18 protein-coding genes and 1 riboswitch are annotated in these 21,088 nt (G+C 31.1%); of the genes, 15 read left to right on the plus strand and 3 right to left on the minus strand.

Annotated features, from left to right (window positions below; translation table 11 throughout):
- Positions 1 to 3 precede the first annotated feature (3 nt).
- The 10 genes from cobD (at position 4) to HW275_RS06265 (ending at position 12,255) form a co-directional block, all read left to right on the plus strand.
- Positions 4 to 1,110, plus strand: coding sequence for a threonine-phosphate decarboxylase CobD (cobD, locus tag HW275_RS06220; RefSeq protein ID WP_178935711.1), 1,107 nt, complete (start codon positions 4 to 6; stop codon positions 1,108 to 1,110).
- Between the two features lie 519 nt (positions 1,111 to 1,629).
- A complete protein-coding gene (gene hemA / locus HW275_RS06225; protein WP_178935712.1) occupies positions 1,630 to 2,670 on the plus strand; it encodes a glutamyl-tRNA reductase in 1,041 nt (346 codons plus the stop codon).
- Positions 2,667 to 3,635, plus strand: coding sequence for a hydroxymethylbilane synthase (gene hemC / locus HW275_RS06230; RefSeq protein WP_178935713.1), 969 nt, complete (start codon positions 2,667 to 2,669; stop codon positions 3,633 to 3,635). The genes hemA and hemC overlap by 4 nt, the downstream gene beginning before the upstream one ends.
- Positions 3,622 to 5,112: a uroporphyrinogen-III C-methyltransferase gene (gene cobA / locus HW275_RS06235; protein ID WP_178935714.1), complete on the plus strand. Its 1,491-nt coding sequence runs from the start codon at positions 3,622 to 3,624 to the stop codon at positions 5,110 to 5,112. The genes hemC and cobA overlap by 14 nt, the downstream gene beginning before the upstream one ends.
- Positions 5,113 to 5,799: 687 nt before the next feature.
- Positions 5,800 to 6,819 (plus strand): phenylalanine--tRNA ligase subunit alpha, encoded by a 1,020-nt coding sequence (pheS, locus tag HW275_RS06240; protein WP_178935715.1) that lies wholly within the window; start codon positions 5,800 to 5,802, stop codon positions 6,817 to 6,819.
- Between the two features lie 30 nt (positions 6,820 to 6,849).
- On the plus strand, positions 6,850 to 7,332 hold the full coding sequence (locus HW275_RS06245) for a GNAT family N-acetyltransferase (RefSeq protein WP_178935716.1): 483 nt from the start codon (positions 6,850 to 6,852) through the stop codon (positions 7,330 to 7,332).
- 9 nt (positions 7,333 to 7,341) lie between these two features.
- Positions 7,342 to 8,184 (plus strand): hypothetical protein, encoded by an 843-nt coding sequence (locus tag HW275_RS06250; protein ID WP_178935717.1) that lies wholly within the window; start codon positions 7,342 to 7,344, stop codon positions 8,182 to 8,184.
- Positions 8,185 to 8,830: 646 nt separating this feature from the next.
- The gene (pheT, locus tag HW275_RS06255; RefSeq protein WP_178935718.1) at positions 8,831 to 11,227 is read left to right on the plus strand and encodes a phenylalanine--tRNA ligase subunit beta; all 2,397 of its coding nucleotides are present in this window, start codon (positions 8,831 to 8,833) and stop codon (positions 11,225 to 11,227) included.
- A 30-nt stretch (positions 11,228 to 11,257) separates the two neighbouring features.
- Positions 11,258 to 11,725 carry a DUF4825 domain-containing protein gene (locus HW275_RS06260; protein WP_178935719.1) on the plus strand — a complete coding sequence of 156 codons (468 nt, stop codon included), beginning with the start codon at positions 11,258 to 11,260 and terminating at the stop codon, positions 11,723 to 11,725.
- Between the two features lie 35 nt (positions 11,726 to 11,760).
- Complete coding sequence (locus HW275_RS06265) at positions 11,761 to 12,255, plus strand: HRDC domain-containing protein (RefSeq protein ID WP_178935720.1); 495 nt, start codon at positions 11,761 to 11,763, stop codon at positions 12,253 to 12,255.
- 77 nt (positions 12,256 to 12,332) lie between these two features.
- Here the strand turns inward: HW275_RS06265 and pncB are convergent, their stop codons facing one another.
- The gene (pncB, locus tag HW275_RS06270) at positions 12,333 to 13,718 is read right to left on the minus strand and encodes a nicotinate phosphoribosyltransferase (protein WP_178935721.1); all 1,386 of its coding nucleotides are present in this window, start codon (positions 13,716 to 13,718) and stop codon (positions 12,333 to 12,335) included.
- Positions 13,719 to 13,979: 261 nt separating this feature from the next.
- Positions 13,980 to 14,121: riboswitch (cobalamin riboswitch) on the plus strand.
- 158 nt (positions 14,122 to 14,279) lie between these two features.
- Between pncB and nikA the strand changes: the two genes are divergently transcribed.
- The 5 genes from nikA to HW275_RS06295 all read left to right on the plus strand — a co-directional run bounded on the left by nikA (position 14,280) and on the right by HW275_RS06295 (position 19,336).
- A complete protein-coding gene (gene nikA, locus HW275_RS06275) occupies positions 14,280 to 15,902 on the plus strand; it encodes a nickel ABC transporter substrate-binding protein (protein ID WP_178935722.1) in 1,623 nt (540 codons plus the stop codon).
- Positions 15,903 to 16,031: 129 nt separating this feature from the next.
- Positions 16,032 to 16,976 carry an ABC transporter permease gene (locus tag HW275_RS06280; protein WP_370464334.1) on the plus strand — a complete coding sequence of 315 codons (945 nt, stop codon included), beginning with the start codon at positions 16,032 to 16,034 and terminating at the stop codon, positions 16,974 to 16,976.
- Positions 16,977 to 16,978: 2 nt separating this feature from the next.
- Positions 16,979 to 17,791 carry an ABC transporter permease gene (locus HW275_RS06285; RefSeq protein ID WP_178935723.1) on the plus strand — a complete coding sequence of 271 codons (813 nt, stop codon included), beginning with the start codon at positions 16,979 to 16,981 and terminating at the stop codon, positions 17,789 to 17,791.
- Complete coding sequence (locus tag HW275_RS06290) at positions 17,779 to 18,564, plus strand: ABC transporter ATP-binding protein (protein ID WP_178935724.1); 786 nt, start codon at positions 17,779 to 17,781, stop codon at positions 18,562 to 18,564. The genes HW275_RS06285 and HW275_RS06290 overlap by 13 nt, the downstream gene beginning before the upstream one ends.
- A 1-nt stretch (position 18,565) precedes the next feature.
- Entirely contained in the window at positions 18,566 to 19,336 is a 771-nt protein-coding gene (locus HW275_RS06295; protein WP_178935725.1) for an ABC transporter ATP-binding protein, read from the plus strand.
- A 97-nt stretch (positions 19,337 to 19,433) separates the two neighbouring features.
- On the opposite strand, the gene HW275_RS06300 is transcribed toward HW275_RS06295, so the two are convergent.
- Together HW275_RS06300 and HW275_RS06305 are read right to left on the minus strand one after the other, a co-directional pair.
- Positions 19,434 to 19,898, minus strand: a complete 465-nt coding sequence (locus HW275_RS06300; protein WP_178935726.1) for a cupin domain-containing protein — start codon at positions 19,896 to 19,898, stop codon at positions 19,434 to 19,436.
- 23 nt (positions 19,899 to 19,921) lie between these two features.
- Complete coding sequence (locus HW275_RS06305) at positions 19,922 to 21,019, minus strand: HAD family hydrolase (RefSeq protein ID WP_026745893.1); 1,098 nt, start codon at positions 21,017 to 21,019, stop codon at positions 19,922 to 19,924.
- Positions 21,020 to 21,088 lie beyond the last annotated feature (69 nt).

Consider the following 21,088-nt stretch of genomic DNA (forward strand, 5'->3'; position numbering starts at 1 on the left):
AAAATGGATTTTCATGGTGGTAATATTTATAAAATATTCAGGGAAAAAAATATAACAGAAATACTAGATTACAGCTCAAATATAAATCCTTACGGAGTGCCTGAGAGCCTAAAGCAGAAGATTACGGAAAATATTGGGATTCTTGAGAGATATCCTGACCCTGATTATGTGGAATTACGTGAAAAATTGGCTCAACTGAATAAAGTTGAACTGGAAAATATTGTGCTGGGAAATGGTGCAACAGAAGCTATATTTTTGTTCATAAAAGTGATAAAGCCCGAAAAAGTATTGATTGTGTCGCCTACTTTTGGGGAATATGAAAGGGCAGTAAGAGCGTGTAAAAATTCTGAAAGTCAAAAAATTGAAATTAAATATTTTGAATTAGAAGAAAAAGACGAGTTTAGACTTAATATTGGGAAATTAAAAAAGGAACTTGAGAAAAAATACGATTTGGTAATAATTTGCAATCCGAATAATCCGACTGGAAAATTTTTGAAAATGGCTGAAACAGAGGAAATTTTGAAAGAATGCAATAGATATGATACAAAGTTGTTTATTGATGAGGCATTTATCGAATTTTTAAAGGATGGACTAAAGGAAAGCATTGTAAATAGTGGGGAAAATAAGAAAAATTTGTTTGTAACTCGTGCATTTACAAAATTTTTTGCTATTCCAGGATTACGATTGGGATATGGAATTTATTTTGACAAAAGTTTAGAAAAGAAAATTGCTGAAAAAAAAGAGCCGTGGAGCGTGAACAATATCGCTGAAATGGCTGGAATAACGGTGCTTGATGATACAGAATACATAGAAAAGACATTAAACTGGATAACAGAAGAAAAAAAATACATGTATGAAAGACTGAATGAAATTTCAGGAATAAAGCCTTATGAGAGTGAAGTAAACTTTATTTGCGTAAAAATAAAAGATGAGCTGATTTCTAAAGGACTGAATGTGAAAAAATTACGGGAAAAAATGATGGAAGAAGGAATTTTGATAAGGGATGCATCCAATTTTAAATTTTTGGATGAAAGATTTTTTAGGCTGGCAATTAAGGATAGAAAGAGTAATGATAGGGTTGTTAGCGCTTTGAAAGAAATTTTAGAATAAAAAATTTGAACTTATCAGATTTGACAACAATTCATATATGAGAAATTCTGGAAACGAGGAAGAATTTGGTATTGAAAGTTATAATTGGTAGAATTATGTTTATTAGTATTTTAAATGGGGATTCTTATGATTTATAAGATATTCCCTATTATTTTATAGTAAAATTGCTTTAAAACTAAACTCAAAAGTTATGACTATTTTACTCAAACCCTAAATTTATATAATTTTTAGTAGTTTAATTTTAAATAGGTTTGAATATATTTTGTTATAAATTTACGATTAGAATGTTTGAGTATCTTATTATTAAATTGAATTGACAAAAAATGGAAAAATTAATAGAATATAGATAATCGTCTGTAAGGAGAAAGAGTAAAAATAAAAAAATCAAAATACTAAAATTTATGCATCATTTCATATAATAAATTAAATTTAGTAATATTCATTTTGGAGATAGAAATTAAGAAAAATTATTTTAAAAAATTACAAAATTATATAAAATAAAAATTGGAGAGAAAAAAAATGAAGGAAAATTTAGTAAAGAATTTTTATATTCTAAGTTTTAGTTATAAAAATTTGAGTTTGGAAGAAAGGGAAAAGTTTGTAAAAGAGGGGTATAGACATGTTTTGAGGGAGTATTTGGAAAAAAGGATTATAAAGGGGTATGTGGCTGTTGAAACTTGCCTTAGGATAGAGCTTTATTTGGATGTTAGCAAGGAATTTGAAATTGAGAGGTTAAAGAGGGATTTTAGGATTGAGAAGATGAAGGACTATAATGGGGCTGAAGCTGTGCATTATTTATTGCGGGTGATTTGTGGGCTGGATTCGATAATAAAGGGAGAAGATCAGATTCTTGTACAGCTTAAAAAGGCATATTTTGATGCTCTTGACAAAAATATTACATCTTCTTTTTTGAATATAATGTTTAATCAGGCGATAGAAACTGGGAAAAGATTTAGGGCGGAAAGTAAAATAAATGAAAAAAATATTTCACTTGATTCGATAGCTGTAAAATTTATAAGAACAAAATTTGAGAGCCTTGAAAATAAAAAAATATTTGTAATTGGAGTGGGAGATTTGAGCCAGTCAATTCTTGCACTTTTTCACAAAATGAACAATTGCCATTTGACAATGACAAATAGAAGTTTACGACGATCAATTGAATTGCAGAAAGTGTATCCAGACGTTCAGACAGCAGAATTTAACGAGAAATATAATGTTATAAAAAATATGGATATTGTAATAAGTGCCACTTCTGCACCACATTTGATTCTTGAAACAGCGAAAATTCAAAATATTCTGAATGATGGAAAAAAACGGTTTTTCCTTGATTTAGCAGTTCCGAGAGATATTGAGGCAAGTATAGGGGAGTTTGAAAATACTTCACTTTATCATTTGGAGGATATTTGGGATGAATATAATAAAAATGTGGAAAAACGGGATGAAATTGTAGAAAAATATTCTTACATTATTGAGGAGCAGTTAAAAAAAATAGCGGAAAAACTTGAAAAAAGAAAAAAATATACAAATCAGAAAAATATTGAGTTAGGTGAAAATGAATGAAATCAAATAAAATAATTATTGGAACAAGAGGAAGCATTTTGGCACTTGCACAAGCGGAAAAAGTGAAGAAAATGCTTATTAAAAAATATGACGAATTAAGAGAAAATGAGAATTTTTGCGAAATTGAAGGATTTGAGAAAAAAAATCCACTGGAAATAGAACTGAAAGTTATAGTTACAAAGGGAGATAAGGATTTAAGGGACTTTACAAAAATAAAAGGAACTACGCAAAAGGACTTGTTTGTGAAGGAAATTGAAAAGGAAATGCTGGAAAATAAAATAGATTTGGCGGTGCATTCGTTAAAGGATATGCCACAAAACACTCCAGAAGGGCTTTTGAATGCGTGTTTTCCAATGAGGGAAGACAACCGTGATGTGCTTGTTTCAAAAAATGGAAAGAAATTAAAAGAACTTGATAAAAATTCTGTAATTGGGACAGGGAGCATAAGACGGGAAAAGGAGCTTCTAAATTTGCGAAATGATGTAAAGATAAAAGCAATTCGAGGTAATATTCACACAAGGCTGAAAAAACTTGATGATGAGGAATATGATGCAATTGTGCTGGCTGCGGCTGGATTAAAAAGAGTTGGGCTGGAAAACAGAATTACTGAATATTTTGATACAGATTCATTTATGCCAGCACCAGGACAAGGGATTTTGTGTATCCAATGCAGGGAAAATGATAATAAAATACGACATCTTCTGAAAATTATAAATGATGATGAAGTTACAATAATGTGTAAAGCTGAAAGAGAATTTTCAAAAATTTTTGATGGAGGTTGCCATACTCCGATAGGCTGTTCATCAATTATTGAGGGAAATATATTGAAATTAAAGGGAATGTTTAATGATAACGGAATCAGAATATTTAAAGAAGTTGAAGGAAATAGGGAAAATCCAAAGGAAATTGCACAAAAATTGGCTGAAGAAATAAAAAAAGAGGAGATGAAAAATGAGAAAAGGTAAAGTTTATATCGCAGGAGCAGGCTGTGGAGACGAGGGACTTATAACTTTAAAATTGAAAAACGTGATAGAAAAAGCGGACTGCATTGTTTACGACAGGCTTGTAAATGAAAATATCTTACAGTATGCAAAGTCTAATGTAGAAATGATTTATATGGGGAAAGAAAACACTGCTGGAGGAAAATTGCAGGCAGAGATAAATAAAAAATTAGTGGAAAAAAGTAAAGAAGGACTTGCGGTTCTAAGACTAAAAGGAGGAGATCCTTTTGTATTTGGACGAGGAGGAGAGGAAATAGAGGCTTTAGTTGCTGAAAATATAGATTTTGAGGTAATTCCAGGGATAACTTCTTCAATTGCTGTGCCAGCTTATGCTGGAATTCCTGTTACTCACAGAGGAATCAACACTTCTTTTCATGTGTTTACTGGACATACCCAATTTAATGGAATAGAACTTGATTTTCCAGTTATTGCAAAATTGGAAGGAACTTTGGTCTTTTTAATGGGATTAAGCAATCTTGAAAAAATAGCAGAAAACTTGATAAATAACGGAAAAAATCCGAAAATACCTGTCGCAATAATAAAAGATGGAACAACAACAAGACAGAAAACTTACACAGGAACATTGGAAACAATAGTAAATATAGTAAAAGAACATAATGTAAAATCGCCTGCCATTATTTTAATTGGAGAAGTAGTGAATTTACGGGAAAAAATGAAATGGTTTGAGAATAAGCCGTTATTTGGGAAAAATATTCTTATTACAAGAAATAGGGAAAAACAAGGAAATATATCAAATAAAATAAATGAGCTTGGCGGACAGGCTTTGAGCCTTCCATTTATTAATATAGAATATGTCGATTTTGAAATGCCTGATTTGAAGGAATATGGCACCCTTCTATTTAACAGTGTAAATTCTGTTATTGGATTTATGAAAAAAGTAAAAGATATTCGTGCTTTGGGAAATGTTAAAATAGGTGTAGTGGGAGAAAAAACTGCCAAAGAAATTGAAAAATACAAAATAATTCCAGATTTTTATCCAAAAGAATACACGGTAGAAAGACTGGCTAGCGAAAGTGTGAATTTTACTAAGGAAGGAGAAAAAATACTGTTTATAGTATCTGACATTTCTCCAGTAAATGAAAAAAAATATTCAGAGTTATACAATCGAAATTATGAAAAACTTGTAGTGTATAAAACTCAGAAAGTTGAAGTGGAAAAGGAAAAAGCTGAAAAATACGTAAAAGAAAGTGACATTTTAATGTTTTTAAGTTCATCAACCTTTAAAGCCTTTGCTGACAGCATAAACTTGAGTGAAAATGAGGAAATAAAAGAAATTCTGAAAAATAAAATTATAGCTTCAATTGGCCCTGTCACTACGAGAACTATTGAAAAATATGGATTGAAAGTAGAGATAGAACCAAAGAATTATACTGAGGAAGGATTATTTGATGAAATTTTAAAACAGACAGCAAGAGGATAAGGAACACCTTTTTATACTAGACAAAAGAAATATAAAGATGAAGTTTATCAGACAATGAAAGAGGTGTGAAATGTTATAAGTCTCCTATTGGAAATGTCTATTGTAAGGATAAGTACGAAAATTGAGTTCATTAATTGTAAATTTAGTGAAATAGATTACTGTGTCTGGAAGTGGAATTTTTGGAATTCTGCTTCTTTTTTGAAAAAATTGAGAAACATTAAAATCTATTGTATTTTTTTTAAAAGTAAATAATAAAACCCACTGGCTAGCAGATAAACCAGTGGGCATAAGGTAGAAAGGAGATTATCAAGTGCCGACTATCCTTGACGGCTAAAAATCAAAAATAGAACGATTATAACCAGCAAAATAGCCCAGTCTTGATTAATCATCGTTACCACCTCCAATCACGAGGATTTATCAATCAAGGTTGCGAATCTTGATTAACTTTAAAAGTATATCACAAAAAAAAAGTTCTAGTCAATAAAGATTAGAACTTTCTTCTCGCATTTTTTAAAAACCTCGTGATTGTTTTTTATATAAAATTATTATAGCATTTTTTTCAATTTTATTCAATACCTATTTTCATTTTGGAAAATTTAAACTTTTTAATATATTTAAAGTGTGATATAATAAAAACATAAATTTTATAGTATAAAATATAGAAAAGTGAAGCAAACAGGAGGAAAAATGTTAGACAAATTGGCACACTTGAAAGAAGAAGTGTTAGCAAAACTTAAAGAGGTGGAAAATCTTGAGGAGCTGAATGACCTAAGAGTTAAGATATTGGGGAAAAAAGGGGAATTTACAGCTATTATGAAGGGAATGGCTGATATTGCGGCTGAAAAGAGGGCTGAATTTGGGAAAGTTACGAATGAAATAAAAAATGTACTGCAAAATAGATTTGATGAAGTAAATACTGACTTGAAGGAAATTGCAAAACAACAAAGACTGAAAAATGAAACTATAGACGTGACTTTGCCAGGGAGAAAGGCTAACGTGGGTTCGCTTCATCCGCTTACAAAGACAGTTATGGAAATAAAGGACATCGTTTCTACAATGGGATTTGACATTGTGGATGGACCAGAAGTGGAATATGTTAAATACAATTTTGACGCATTAAACATTCCAAAAACACATCCTTCACGTGAAATTTCAGATACATTTTACATCGAAGAAGAAAACGTTGTATTAAGAACACAGACTTCTGGTATGCAAATTAGATATATGGAAGACAGAAAACCTCCATTTAGAATGATTTCGATTGGGAAAGTTTACCGTCCAGACTACGATGTGTCACATACGCCAATGTTCCATCAGATGGAGGGGCTTATGGTTGGAGAAGATGTTTCTTTTGCTAATTTTAAGGCGATTTTGGAAAATATTGTAAAAAAAATATTTGGGGAAGACAGAAAAGTAAGATTCCGTCCGCACTTTTTCCCATTTACAGAACCATCAGCTGAAATGGACGTAGAATGTGGAGTTTGTAAAGGAGAAGGATGCAGAGTTTGTAAAGGGACTGGATGGCTTGAAATTTTAGGAAGCGGAATGGTAAATCCGAAAGTACTGGAAGGTGTTGGAATTGATCCGAAAAAATATCAAGGTTTTGCATTCGGACTAGGGCTTGAAAGAATTACAATGCTTAAATACGGAATTGATGATTTGAGAGCGTTTTTTGAAAATGATGAGAGATTTTTGAATCAATTTTAGGATCTAATTAGTGTAATTCAGGAGAAAAATATGAAAATACGCAGATTTGAAGAAAAAGACGCTAAAAAAGTATCTGAATTGATTATTGATACACTGCGGAAAACAAATATAAAAGATTATTCTGCTGATTCAATAGAAAATTATGTAAATAATTTCCAGCCTGAAAATATTCTTAAAAGAGCCTCGTGGACACATTTTTACGTTGTCGAAGAAAAGAGCAATATTATTGGATGTGGAGCAATTGCACCATATTGGGATAAAATTGATGAAAGTTCTTTATTTACTATTTTTATCTCGGCTGAATATCAGGGAAAGGGAATAGGACGAAAAATTATTGAAACATTGGAAAAAGATGAATATTTTTTAAGAGCCAAAAGAATCGAGGTACCTGCATCCATTACAGCTGTCCCGTTTTATAAGAAAATGGGATATAGCTACAAAAATGGAGTAAACAAAGCAGATGATGAAGGAATTGTAAGAATGGAAAAATTTAGAAAAGATAAAGTGAGATAATTTTTGAAAATGAAAGAAAAAATATTAGGAAAAACAGTTGGAAAAGCTGGAATTTCACAAGTTCTAATTATAAAAACTACATTTATTATGGCAATTTGTATTATTTTGGGATTTTTCCTTATAATTTCGTCACTTGTGAACTGGGGAAAAAGTTATTTTGAGTTTTTATTCTGGATTGGAATATTCATTATATCACTTGCACCAATTCAGTTTTTATGGCTAAAAATGGAAGAAAATTCAGTTGGAAAATATATTTTTTATGAAAATGGCTTTGAAGATGTCTTGAAAAAGAAAAAAATATTTTTTAAAGATGTAAAAAATTATTTTTACTTGAATTTGAAAAATGGTTCTGATGATGTTGAATTTATCGTTATTGAAATAGAAAATCAAGAAAAATTAGAAAAAATTACAATAAATTTAAAATTAAACAAATTGGCTTCAAAATTATTTGTAAAAAATTATGTTGAATTTGTTTTGAAAAATGAATTTGATAAAAAAGTTAATAATCAAGATGATTTTGAATTTAAGTTTGGAATTATTGAAGAAATTGATTCTGCGAAAGATAAGATTTTTAGCTTGAATATGGATAAAAATTTGGAAAAAGTCAAAATTTCTGAATATATTTTTTTAGATAAAAATGGAATTAGAGTGGAAAATCAAAAAGGCAAGATTTTGGAAAATTATTTTTGGAAAGAGATTGTAAAAATTTCGGTTTTAGAAAAAGAGAAAAATGAAGATATACAAATTGAAAGTGAAAATGGAGAAGTAATTTTTTCAAAAAATATGAAGTATATAGAAAAACCTGAATTATTTATAAAAATAACAAAAAATATTTTTAAATTTTATAAATAAATAACTATTAATAAATATTTTTTCTATAATTTATATGTTTTTCTTTTTTATAAAGCAAAGGGGAACAGTCGCTATCCCCTTTTATTTCGCAATATTAGTTATTTCAATTTCTTCAAATTATAACATCTGAAGATTTTGGCGAAAGTGCTACGCACTAATCCCAGCTTGTCTAAGCATTTTTTGGAAATAAAATTGAAACTCGCTTTTTAATAAAAGTTATTATAAACTCTCTAAATTTTAGCAATTTAAAAATCTTGAAAAAGCTCAGACAATCAATTTTATTCCAAAAAAATCACGACATTTTAATTCAATTACAATGATTGTTTGATTAAAACAAAAATCAAGCAAAATTTCGTTAAAAGAAAAAGAACTGTTTGAGATTTTTGAGTGTAATTTAAATTGTAATTACTTAAAGAAATGAAATAATCTTTATTAAAAATCGAGTTTTCTTTTTCTTTTATAAGAAAGTTTTGCGTAAAGCGTGGGTGCAGGGAGATGGCGTTTGATCTCCCTGCTTAGAAAAACTTATGATAAATAAAAAAAAGAAAAAATAATTACTAATCAAAAAACTTGGATTACCATTTATTAATAAGATAGATTGTATAATATATTTGAAATAAAAAAAGAAAAATAAGGAGAAAAAAGAATGCTGATTTCGTTGAACTGGTTAAAGCAGTATATAGATTTAGATGGAATAGAAATAAATGAAATGGAGAATGCCCTTACTATGATTGGGCAGGAAGTGGAAAAAATCGAGGTGCTGGGGGAAAACTTGGAAAATGTTGTAACGGCACATATTGTTGAAAAGGAGATGCATCCTGATTCGGATCATTTGACGATTTGTAAAGTGGATAATGGGAAGGAAATTTTGCAGGTTGTATGTGGTGCATCTAATCATAAGGCTGGGGATAAGGTTGTTTTAGCACAGGTTGGAGCAAAACTGGCTGAAGACTTTGTTATTAAAAAAGGGAAGATAAGAGGTGTGGAATCAAATGGAATGATTTGTTCAGAAGAAGAACTGAATATTGGCAAGGATTCTGATGGGATTATGATTTTACCTCAAGATACACCTGCCGGAATACCAATGAAGGAATATTTGGGAATTAATGATACTGTGTTCGAACTGGAAATTACGCCAAATCGTCCTGATTGTCTGTCGCATATTGGAATTGCAAGAGAACTGGGGGCTTATTACGGGAAGGAAGTTAAATATCCTAATTTTGTGATAAATACTGAAAGTAGCGAAAAAACAGCTGACAATATTTCAGTTGAAATTGCAGACAGCAATTTGGCAAAAAGATATGTGGCTAGAATTATTAAAAATGTAACGGTTAAGGAAAGTCCAAAATGGCTTAAGGAAAGAGTGGAATCTATCGGAATCAGAAGTATTAACAATATTGTAGATGCTTCAAATTTTGTTATGATGGAACTTAATCAGCCTAATCACGCTTTTGATCTGGATAAAATTGAAGGTGGAAAGATTGTTGTGAGAGCGGGGCTTGAAAATGAAAAACTGGTTACGCTTGATGAACAGGAAAGAGAGTTAAATAGTGATGATATTGTAATTTCGGATGGAGTAAAAGCTGTGGCACTTGGTGGTGTAATGGGCGGAGAAAATTCACAAATTACTGAAAATACAAAAAATATCCTTCTGGAAGTGGCAAACTTTAACTCGCAAAATGTGAGAAAAACTTCAAGAAGATTGACTTTATCAAGTGATTCTTCATACAGATTTGAAAGAAGAGTGGATGAGGAAAATGCGGTTAATGTGATAAATAGACTTGCAAATTTGATTCAGGAAGTAGCAGGTGGAGAAATATTGGCTGGAGCTGTTGACAATTATCCTGTCCCTTATGAGAAAAAATCTGCTGAACTTAATTTTGAAAGACTGAACCGTTTTGTTGGGAAAGTAATTCCTCGTGAAACTGTTATTGGAATTTTGACTAGACTTGAAATCGAAGTTGTAGATAATGGAGAAACTTTGACATTGACTGCACCAAGTTACCGAGATGATTTGGAAAATGAGCAGGATTACTTTGAAGAAATTATCAGAATGTATGGTTTTGACAACATCGAAAACATTTTACCAAAACTGGATATTAGTGAACAGCCAGTTATTGACACAACAAAACTTTCTACGCAGGTAAAACTTATTGCAGCAAATGCAGGACTTAAGGAAGTTATCAACTACAGCTTTGTTCCAAAAGATGCGATGGAAAAAATAAAATATACAGTTGTACAAGAAAAATTGATTGACGTGCTAAAACCAATTACAGAGGATTTTGTAACATTGCGTCCGACATTGCTTTACAGCCTTATCAAAAATGCAAAGGACAATATCAATAGAAATGTTTCAAATATCAGATTCTTTGAAGTGAGCAGAACTTTTGAAAAAGCCGAAGAATTGGCAAAAGAAGAAGTGAAATTGGGAATAATTCTGGCTGGAGAAAACGACAAGACATTGTGGAATCCAAAACCTGTTCCTTACGATTTTTACGATTTGAAAGGAATTGTAGAAGAAATCTTTACACAGCTTAAATTCAATAACTATATGATAAAACGTTCTGAACAAAGCCAGTTCCACCCTGGACGTTCAGTTGATGTGTTTGTGGGACGTGAATTAATTGGAAGCTTTGGAGAAATTCATCCAGATGTGTTGGAAAACTTTGACTTAGGGAAAACATCTGTTCTAGTTGGAGAATTTAACATTGACTTGCTTCAGAAATATATTGGTAAAAAGGTAAATTATCAAGGAATTGTAAAATATCCGGCAGTGCCAAGAGATTTTGCATTCGTTATGAAGGAAGAAATCCTAGTTGGAGATGTATTAAAAACAATTCAGAAAATTGACAAGAAAATTGAAAAAGTGGAACTGTTTGACATTTATCAAGGTGCAGGAGTGGTTCCAGGAATGAAGAGTGTGGCAATCAGCGTGGTGTTAAGAGATAAGAATAAAACGCTGGAAGAAAAGGAAATTATTGATATTTCCAATAAAATTGTGGCTAAGGTTGAGAAGGACTATGGTGCAGTTTTAAGACAATAAAAATTATTATGAATTTATGAGGTGATTGCTATGAAAAACAAAAAATTAAAAATAATAATTTCATTAATTGTCTGTGTTATTTTTACAGCATGTGGTAAATCACAAAATTCTAATAAAAATATTTATGAATACAAAACAAAATATGTAGGCGACAATTCTAAAGTAATAAATATTTTATCAAATTTAAAATATCCCAAGGAAACAAGCTATAATTCTGTACAAATTTTGTCGGAAAAGGAGCCTTATGGAATACTTGTGAAATTAAATATAAATTCTAGAAAAATTCCTGAAAAAAATGAGTTTCTTAAAAATTCAGCTGTGCTATTTGCTTTAATTGAAAATTTATCATTTGTGAAATATGAAGATGTTTCAAATAATAAAATTATAGCCGAATTTACGAGAGATGAAATTGATAATTACTTGAAGGCTGAAGTGAATAAAAATACTAAAGAAATTGGGATGAATAAAAAGGAATTTGTAAAATATTTGAATGAATAAAAGTTACAAATTTTAAAAAAGAGGGGGAAATTGAGGTGTTAAAAATAGTAACATTGCCATTTGATGAGAAAATGGAGGAATTTGAGCAGGAAAAACTGGAAAGGGTGCTGAGGGATGTTCAAATTGTGAAGTATCAGGCTGAACTGGTAAAAATTGAGGGGAAATATTACTGGACGGTTTTTGTTGAGTGTGAAAAAATTGAGAAGGTTAATAAAAATTCTGGAAAAGATAATTTTACACAAGATGTGAAAGAATTTAAAGAGGCTAATAAAAATTACATAGAATATTTGACGGAAGATGAAATGGAGCTGTATAAGATATTAAAGGAATGGCGGGCAGGAGAAGCACAGCTTTTGGGCTATCCACCATATATCATTGCTTCAAATCAGCTTTTGGCGAATATTGCAAAAACTAATCCTAAAAACATTGAAGAACTTTCCCAGTTAAAGGGAATGGGAAAACGGAAAGTTAGGGATTATGGGGAAGAAATTTTACTGATTCTGGAAAATTTTTATGATATGAAATTTTGAATTATGGAGTATTATAAGGGGGGATTTTTCCCCCTTTGTCATTAAAAATACCTTTCTATAATTTTTAATTAATTTTTTTATGCATCTTTCTCTACTTTCAAAAGCTCATTTTTTAAATTTTCCAATTTTTCTGACAATTTCACTCTCTCCACTTTTAACTTCTCACCATATACTTTTTTCACAAAGGACAAATTACTGTCATAATACTCCTTTGCCTTTTTCAAGTCCAGCAATTCATAATTTTCTACAATTTTTTTACCCTCTGAAATATAATCTATTGTTAATTTTTTAACATTTCCTGTATCTTCCAGCTTTTCGTCTTCTAGTGCTATAATATCGTAAAAATCATTATTTTCGTAAACTCTATATAAATCCTTATTTCCCGGTAATGATGTTTTCCCGCTTTCATCGGAAATTTTCATTACGTTATTTTCATTGATTTTAGCCATTTTGTAAACTGTGCTTATTGCTCTTTCAGGTAATGCTATGGCATCTCCCACTCCAAATATATCTACTTTTGCATTATTTTTTATCAATGTTCTTATTTTTTTTTCATCAAGTCCACTCGTTAATACAATCTTTGCTTTGTAAAGCCCATTTTTATCAAGGATTCTTCTACATTCCTTCGACAGTTTCTCCAAATTCCCTGAATCTATCCTTATCCCATACATTCCTTCATATTCATCATTTATGCCATTGTCCTTAAATGCCCTCACAGCACTGATTATTCCGCTCTCAAGGGTGTTATAAGTGTCAATTAGCATTATAAGTGCCTGATTTTTGTTTCTGTACATCTTTATAAAAGCATCAAAGGCCTTATATTCAGCATTTTCTCCCATTCCAAAAGTCTGGATAAAGCCATGCGTCATCGTTCCTGTGCTTTTCAAATCATAAAAATATTCTGCCGCAAGATTTGAGTGGGATATACAGCCTGCCACATAGCTGACCTTTGTCATTGTCATCGCCGCTTCAAATCCTGCCGTCCTTCTTGTCCCAAACGAAAGCACTCCCCTACCCTCAGCCGCCAGCACAATTTTGGAAGTGACTGTTGCCGCAAGCGTCTGATAATGAAGAATATTCAAAATAGGAGTTTCAAGAATTTTACCTTGTATAAGCGGAGCAGTAACTGTTAATATCGGCTCATTTGAAAATACAATCTCTCCATCTCTTACGCCTTTTATTGTACCTGTAAACTTCATATTGGCAATATATTCGATAAAATCAGCATTATCAAATATTTTTGACAAATATTTCTTCTTATTTTCATAAGAAGTTTCATTAAGTATCTCGATAAGTTCAAGGACATCTGATATTCCATACACCACAGCATAGTCATTTTCCTTTTTTGTACGCAAAAATATGTCAAAAGCTGCAATTTCATTTTGCATATTATTTTTTAGATAAATCTCACTTTCTGTATATTGATACCTGTCTGAATTTAAAAATTTAAAAAATTTCTCCATAAAATAACCTCATTTTATATTTTTCTATATTATCTCATATTTTAGCTTTATTTAAAAGCAAATAATTTTTACTCTATTTTTTCAGAATAAATGTGTTGAAAAAATACATATAATGTGTTAAAATTTGTATAAATTACAAGATTATTGTTTTTATAGTAAAACCACTTTAAAACCGAACTTCAAAATTATAACTATTTTATACAAATTTTAAATTTTTTTTTTATAGTTGGATATTAAAAAGTTTGAAAACACATTGAACATAAACTTAAATATTATTATGAATGATTTGAAAAAATCGAAAGATAGGGAAGTAAGTGCGATTCTTACACTGTCCCGCAACCGTGAAAAAACTGTATTTTACAGTTTTCAAGTCGGATAACTATCCATAATAATTATTCATTAATTGACTACGGCAGATGGTTAGATGAAATTTAAATTCCTGAAATTATTTTATTTTTTAATATATCAGTATTTTTTAACCGTTTGTCTCAAAAAACGGTTTTTTTATTTTTTGGATGTAATATAAAAATAATAAAAATATAAAATAGAAGGAGAGAAAAGATGAAAAATTCATTCAAAACGATTATCATTATGTTGATAATGGGAATTATTTTTGCTTGCCAGCCAAAACAGAAAGATGCAGCAAAAGGAAAAACGGAAAAATCCGGAAAAATTACATTGGCATTTAATCAGGATCCTGTTGGAAATTTAAATCCGCACGAATACTTGCCAAGCCAGTTTATCACACAGGATATGGTTTACGATGGTCTTGTATATTATGGAGAAAACGGGGAAATTAAACCGATGCTGGCAGAATCTTGGAATATTTCCAAAGATGGTAAAACTTATACTTTCAAATTAAGAAAAAATGTAAAATTTTCAGACGGTTCAGATTTTAATGCAAAAAATGTTGTAAAAAACTTTGACACTGTCTTTTCTAAGCAAAACAAGTCAAATCACTCATGGTTTGCATTTACCAACCACTTAAAATCATATAGGGCAATTGATGACTACACATTTGAAATAGTTCTAGACACACCTTACACTGCAACGCTGTATGACTTGGCAATGATACGTCCTATACGTTTTCTGGGAGATGCTGGATTTCCTGAAAACGGAGATACTTCCAAAGGGATTAAAAAACCTATAGGAACAGGTGCCTGGGTATTAAAAGAACATAAAAACAATGAATATGCAGTTTTTGTAAGAAATGAATATTACTGGGGAGAAAAACCTGCCGCCTCAGAAGTTGTAATAAAAGCTATTCCTGACAGTGAAACACTTGCACTTCAATTTGAATCAGGTGATATTGATCTAATTTATGGGAACGGATTAATCAGCCTAGATAGATTTGAAGCATACAGACAAGATAAGAAATACACTACAGCCACTTCTGAACCAATGTCTACAAGAATGATACTTTTAAATACTACAAGCCCTATTTTAAAAGATCTTAAGGTAAGACAGGCATTAAGTCACGCCGTAGATAAGCAAAGCATAGCAAAAAATATATTTGGCGGTATTGAAAAGCCTGCTGATACGATTTTTGCACCAAATGTGCCTCACACAAATATAGAGCTTACAAAATATAATTTTGACTTGGCAAAAGCGCAGGCATTGCTTGATGAAGCAGGATGGAAAAAAGGTGCTGACGGTATGAGAGAAAAAGATGGTAAAAAAATGATTTTATCTTTCCCTTACATCAGTTCTAAAGTTACAGATAAAAACGTAGGAGAATACATTCAAGGAGAATGGAAAAAAATTGGTATCCAAGTTGACTTAAAGGCAATGGAAGAAAAAGCATACTGGGAAAATGCAACTGCAAAAAATTATGACTTAATGTCTGACTATTCATGGGGTGCTCCTTGGGATCCGCACGCTTACCTGGCTGCAATGGCTGATGATTCAGTTAATGGAACAAATCCAGCTTATGCCGCACAGCTAGGCTTACCTATGAAAGCTGAACTGGACAAAACGATTAAAGCACTGCTAGTTGAACCTGATGAAAATAAATTAAATGAAATGTATAAATACGTATTAACTACTTTACAAGAGCAGGCCGTATATATTCCAATCAGTTATCAGGCTTTACTAAGCGTTTACAGAACAGGAGAACTGGAAGGCGTGAAATTTATGCCTGAAGAAAACAGGCTCCCTGTATGGACAACAGTAAAAGTAAAATAAATTACAAATATTGACACAGTAAGACCTCTTTAAAACTGAATTTAGAAATTGTAACTGCTTTACTTGAATAATTTTTAGGCGGCGATTTTAAAGAGGTTGAATATATATTCAATTTTAAGGGATGATTTTGTGATAAAAAAATTAATATCATTATTTTCAATCTTTCTGGCAATATCAATTATTACATTTTTTCTTGTAAAACTGTCGCCAGGAGATCCTGCCCAAAATTATTTAAGGGCATCACATGTAAGCATAACCACAGAAACATTAACAGCAGCCAGAAAAAATCTGGGACTGGACAAACCTTTGCACATTCAGTATTTTAACTGGCTTGCAAACATATTAAAAGGTGATTTTGGAACATCATATACAAAAAAAGCCCCTGTTACAGAACTTGTAACCGAAGCTATTGTTCCAACTTTTCAGCTTGGGACTTTCTCATTTATAATTTTGATTATATTATCCCCTTTATTGGGAGTCCTAAGTGCAATTAAAAAAAATACAGCTTTTGACTACATAATTCAAGTTTTATCCTACACAGGAGTATCTCTTCCTACTTTCTGGCTAGGCTATATACTGATTATCTGCTTTTCAGTTTCACTAAAAATCCTGCCTGTTTCAGGAAGAGGCGATTGGAAAAATTTTATACTGCCCTGCATAACGCTTGTACTGCCTTTAATTGCACAGACAACTTTTTTTATAAGAAAAAATATACTTGAAGAAATGGAAAAAGCTCACGTTGAGAATGCGATTATTCGAGGTGTTTCCAAAAAAAGAATAATTCTCAACCACTTACTAAGAAATACATCTATTCCAATTATTACAGTTCTAAGTTCAAATATTATGTATTTACTGACAGGAAGTGTGTTAATTGAAGAAATTTTTGCTTGGCCAGGTATCGGAAAGTTGTTCACAACGGCTGTAAAAACTGGAGATTTTCCACTAATTCAGATACTGCTTTTATTTTTTGGAGTAATGTCTATTATTGTAAATGAATTTACTCAAACACTTGTAAAATATATGGATCCAAGATTAAGAATAAAAGAAAAATCCAAAGCTGGAGGTGTATTGTAATTATGAAAAAAAGAAAATTATTTTATTTTTCACTATCATTACTTACTGTATTGATTTTCATTGCTATTTTTGCACCTTTACTTGCTCCTTATGATCCACAGTTTACTGATATTTCACAAAAACTTCAGCTTCCAAGCAAAATTCATAAGCTGGGAACAGATCATATGGGAAGGGATGTTCTTTCAAGACTAATCTATGGAACAAGACTGTCACTTATGATTTCAGCCCTAATTACAGGTGTTACATTATGCATAAGCTTTCCTGTGGGAATTTTGGCAGGTTGGTTTGGAGGGAAGCTGGATAAAATATTTTTATGGATTGTAAATGTCTTCATGGCTTTCCCGAGTTTTCTTTTGTCAATGGCATTTGTCGGCATTTTAGGACAAGGAATAGGAAATATTATAATTGCTGTAAGCGCTGTTGAATGGATTTACTATGCAAGAATTTTAAGAAATACAGTTTCTAGCGTCAAACAGCAGGAGTATGTTCAGGCAGCACAGGCAATCGGGGCTTCACCCTTTTTCATAATAAGAAAACATATTCTTCCTTTTGTTTTTAAGCCTGTCTTAATTGCAGCCCTAATGAATATTGGAAATATAATTTTAATGATTTCAGGATTTTCCTTTTTAGGAATAGGAGTACAGCCAAACATATCCGAATGGGGAATGATGCTAAATGACGCAAAACCTTACTTCAGACGAATTCCAGGCCTGGTGCTGTATCCAGGACTTGCTATCTTCATAACAGTTTTAACATTTAACCTGTTAGGTGAAACTTTTGATAATAAAGGAATTAAAAAATTATGGAAAAATTAGATATAAATGCACTAAAAGTCAGTATTGATAACAAAACGATACTAAATGACATTTCATTTACATTACCAAAAGGAGAAACTCTCATTATCATTGGTGAAAGCGGTTCAGGAAAAACAATGCTTTCCAGATTATTAATAGGAATAAAACCTGATAATGCCAGTATAAACGGGAATATATTTTTTGATGGAAAAGATTTATTAAAAATATCAGAAAAAGAATGGAATGAATACAGAGGTAAAAAAATTTCATATATTTCCCAAAATCCTATGGCTGTGTTTAATCCTTTTCAGAATGTGGAATCTCACGCTGTGGAGCTGTTTCAAAGCAGGCTTGGCTTGTCAAGAAAAGAATGTATAGACAAAATGATTGAGGAAATGAAAAAATTAAATCTTCCAAATCCAGAAGCATTAATGAAAAAATATCCATTCCAGTTAAGTGGCGGAATGTTACAAAGAATAATGTTTTCCATGATGATTCAGCTGGAGCCTGAACTGCTGATAGCCGATGAGCCTACTTCTGCCCTTGATTACTATAATACCGAAAAAGTTACTGAATTACTAAAAAATCTGCAATCCCAAAATACTTCACTTATAGTAATTACTCACGATTACAATCTCGCAAAAGAACTTGACGGAAAAATAATTATTATGAAAAATGGAAATTTGATTGAAAAAGGTAATACTTCTGATATGTTAAAAAATCCTCAAAGTGACTACGGAAAATCATTAATATTGAGAAAACGCTACACAAGATACAAAAAAGAAGGAATTTGATATGAAAAAATTAGTAATTGAAAATGTAAGCAAATACTATGATAAGAAAGCCATTTTGTCCAAAATAAATTTATCTGTTTCACAAAATGAATGTCTTGGTATTATGGGGGAAAGCGGTTCGGGAAAAAGTACACTAGCAAAATTGATTGTAGGACTGGAACCCTTTGATGAAGGAAATATCATATTTAACAAAATATCATACAAAAATATCAATAAAAATCAATTATCCTTAATTCATCGTAAAATTCAGCTAGTTTTTCAAAATGCTTTTGGTGCAGTAAATCCAAAATATACAGTAGAGGAAGTTTTGACTGAACCTCTAAAAATACACTATAAAAAAGAAATTTCATACGAGGAAATGAAAAAATGTGCAGAAAATTTTTTAGAAAAAGTAGGACTTGATTCTGAATTTATGTCACAAAAAGCCATTCAACTAAGTGGAGGACAACTACAAAGAGTATGTATTGCAAGAGCCTTGATACTGGAACCTGAAATAATCATATTTGATGAATCTGTCAGCGGGCTTGATCCTGTCATTCAGGAACAAATACTTGAACTGCTCGGGTCACTAAAAGAAACTATGAATTTAACATACATTTTTATTTCTCATGATTTTGAAGCTTGCTATTACCTATGCGACAAAATAGCTATAATAGAAAATGGAGAAATAGCTGATACTATTGAAAATCTTGATTCTCCAATCATAGTAAAAAATGAACGGATAAAACGTATTTTGGGAAAAGCTGTAAATTTTATTGAAACTGTTCAATAAACTTATCTTTTTACTATTTCCCGTTTAAATAAATAATAATACAAAGGCTGTTGCCACTTTTTGACTAACAGCCTCTATTTTTATTTATTGTTTAATTCTATCTTTTTATAGTTTCTTCCCAGTTTGCAGGATAAATCACATATAAAAATCTCGCAAAGTTAGGAGCGCTAAATTTGATTTTTGAACCTTTAGGAATTAAAATGGCATCTCCCCTGTTTCCTGTAACTTTATTTCCGTCAACTATAATTTCCAGCGTTCCATCTATTACATAGTCTATTTCATCATAATTCAGTTCCCAGTCAAATGCAGATTCTTCCATTTCCATAACTCCGCAGCTTAATCTTCCGCTTTCCTCTATTGTAAACACATCCGTCAAAAATACCTTATCATTCGGCTTTCCTGTATCAAATCTTTCAGGTTTTACAGTAGGAATTTTCACAACCCCGACTCCACTTTTATCAATATGCTTTTCAAATCCGCCGACTTTTCTGTTTAACTCTTCTTGTACTACTTTTCTAAGTATTTTTTCCAATGTTTCTCTGTCTAAATTTTTTAAATCCATTGTTCTTCCTCCAAATTATTATATTAATTTTCAGGAACGAATAATCCTGTTTGTTCGCTTCTTATTTGAATTAATGCTCTTGGATCTTTTGCTAAGTCGTCAAGTTTTCCTTTTCTTTTCATAAGAAGTAAAATTTTTGTACCTTTATATTCAGAAAGCATATTAGCATCTCCTATACTGTCACCTGCAACTAAAATAGGATCTTTTCCACCATGTTTTGATTTTATGTATTTATTTATTACTTCAACTTTTCCTTTAGTTTGTGTTTGTGGATAACCATGTTTGTACTCAGCTCTATATTTATTTCCATTCATCTCAAGACGCATTCCGTAAACACTGTCAGCACTCAAATTATACCCATAAGATTTATCATTTGCGAAAACTTTTACTATATCTTCAAGAGACGCTGAAACTATATACACTTTTATACCATTTTTCTCAAATTCATGAAATAAATTAGCTGTTTCAGGCTGAGTTCTTAATCCACTCTTATATTCATATCTAACTTTTCCAGCTTCACCTGTCAGCTTATCACTTGATTCAAGAACATATTTTCCAAGTTTATTTCCTATTCCAAAATCATTAGCTTCTTTTGCCAATTTTTGCACTTCTTCTACAGTCATATTGTCAAACAGGTAAAGAACCCATGGATAAGCAATATCATGAGAAAAACTTCCACCTATTGCTTCATAAAGAAATGCCAATTTCCCTCTAAAGTCTTTAAATTCTTCTGTAGCTTTTATTTTTTCCAAAGACATTTTTTTATCTTTTATATAATTATTATAAAGGAAAGTATATCTTTTATCTAAATCATTTGCTATTTTTGTAATATTAATAGCTTGCCCCTTCACATTTGAATATTCCTTGTCAAAATTATCTAATGGAATATCTTTTCTAATTGCCTTTGAGAAGGCAGCAGGCGTCATTTTAAATCTTAAATTATCTATCTGGTATCTAAACAGATTTTCTTGAGTATCTTGATAAATTGATGTATAATCCCAGTCAAAAACAACATAGTTTCCTTTATTCTTATTTTCATCTATAAGTTTTGACAAGGCTGCCCTATTTTTGGGAACCCACCTTAATTCATCTAAATTAGCAGCCGATAAAACAGATGCCATAACTAAAAATACCAATAATCCAATCAATTTTTTCACATTAAGTTTCATATTTCATCTCCTCAGATAATC

The organism is Leptotrichia sp. oral taxon 223, from assembly GCF_013394795.1.
Taxonomy (GTDB): domain Bacteria; phylum Fusobacteriota; class Fusobacteriia; order Fusobacteriales; family Leptotrichiaceae; genus Leptotrichia.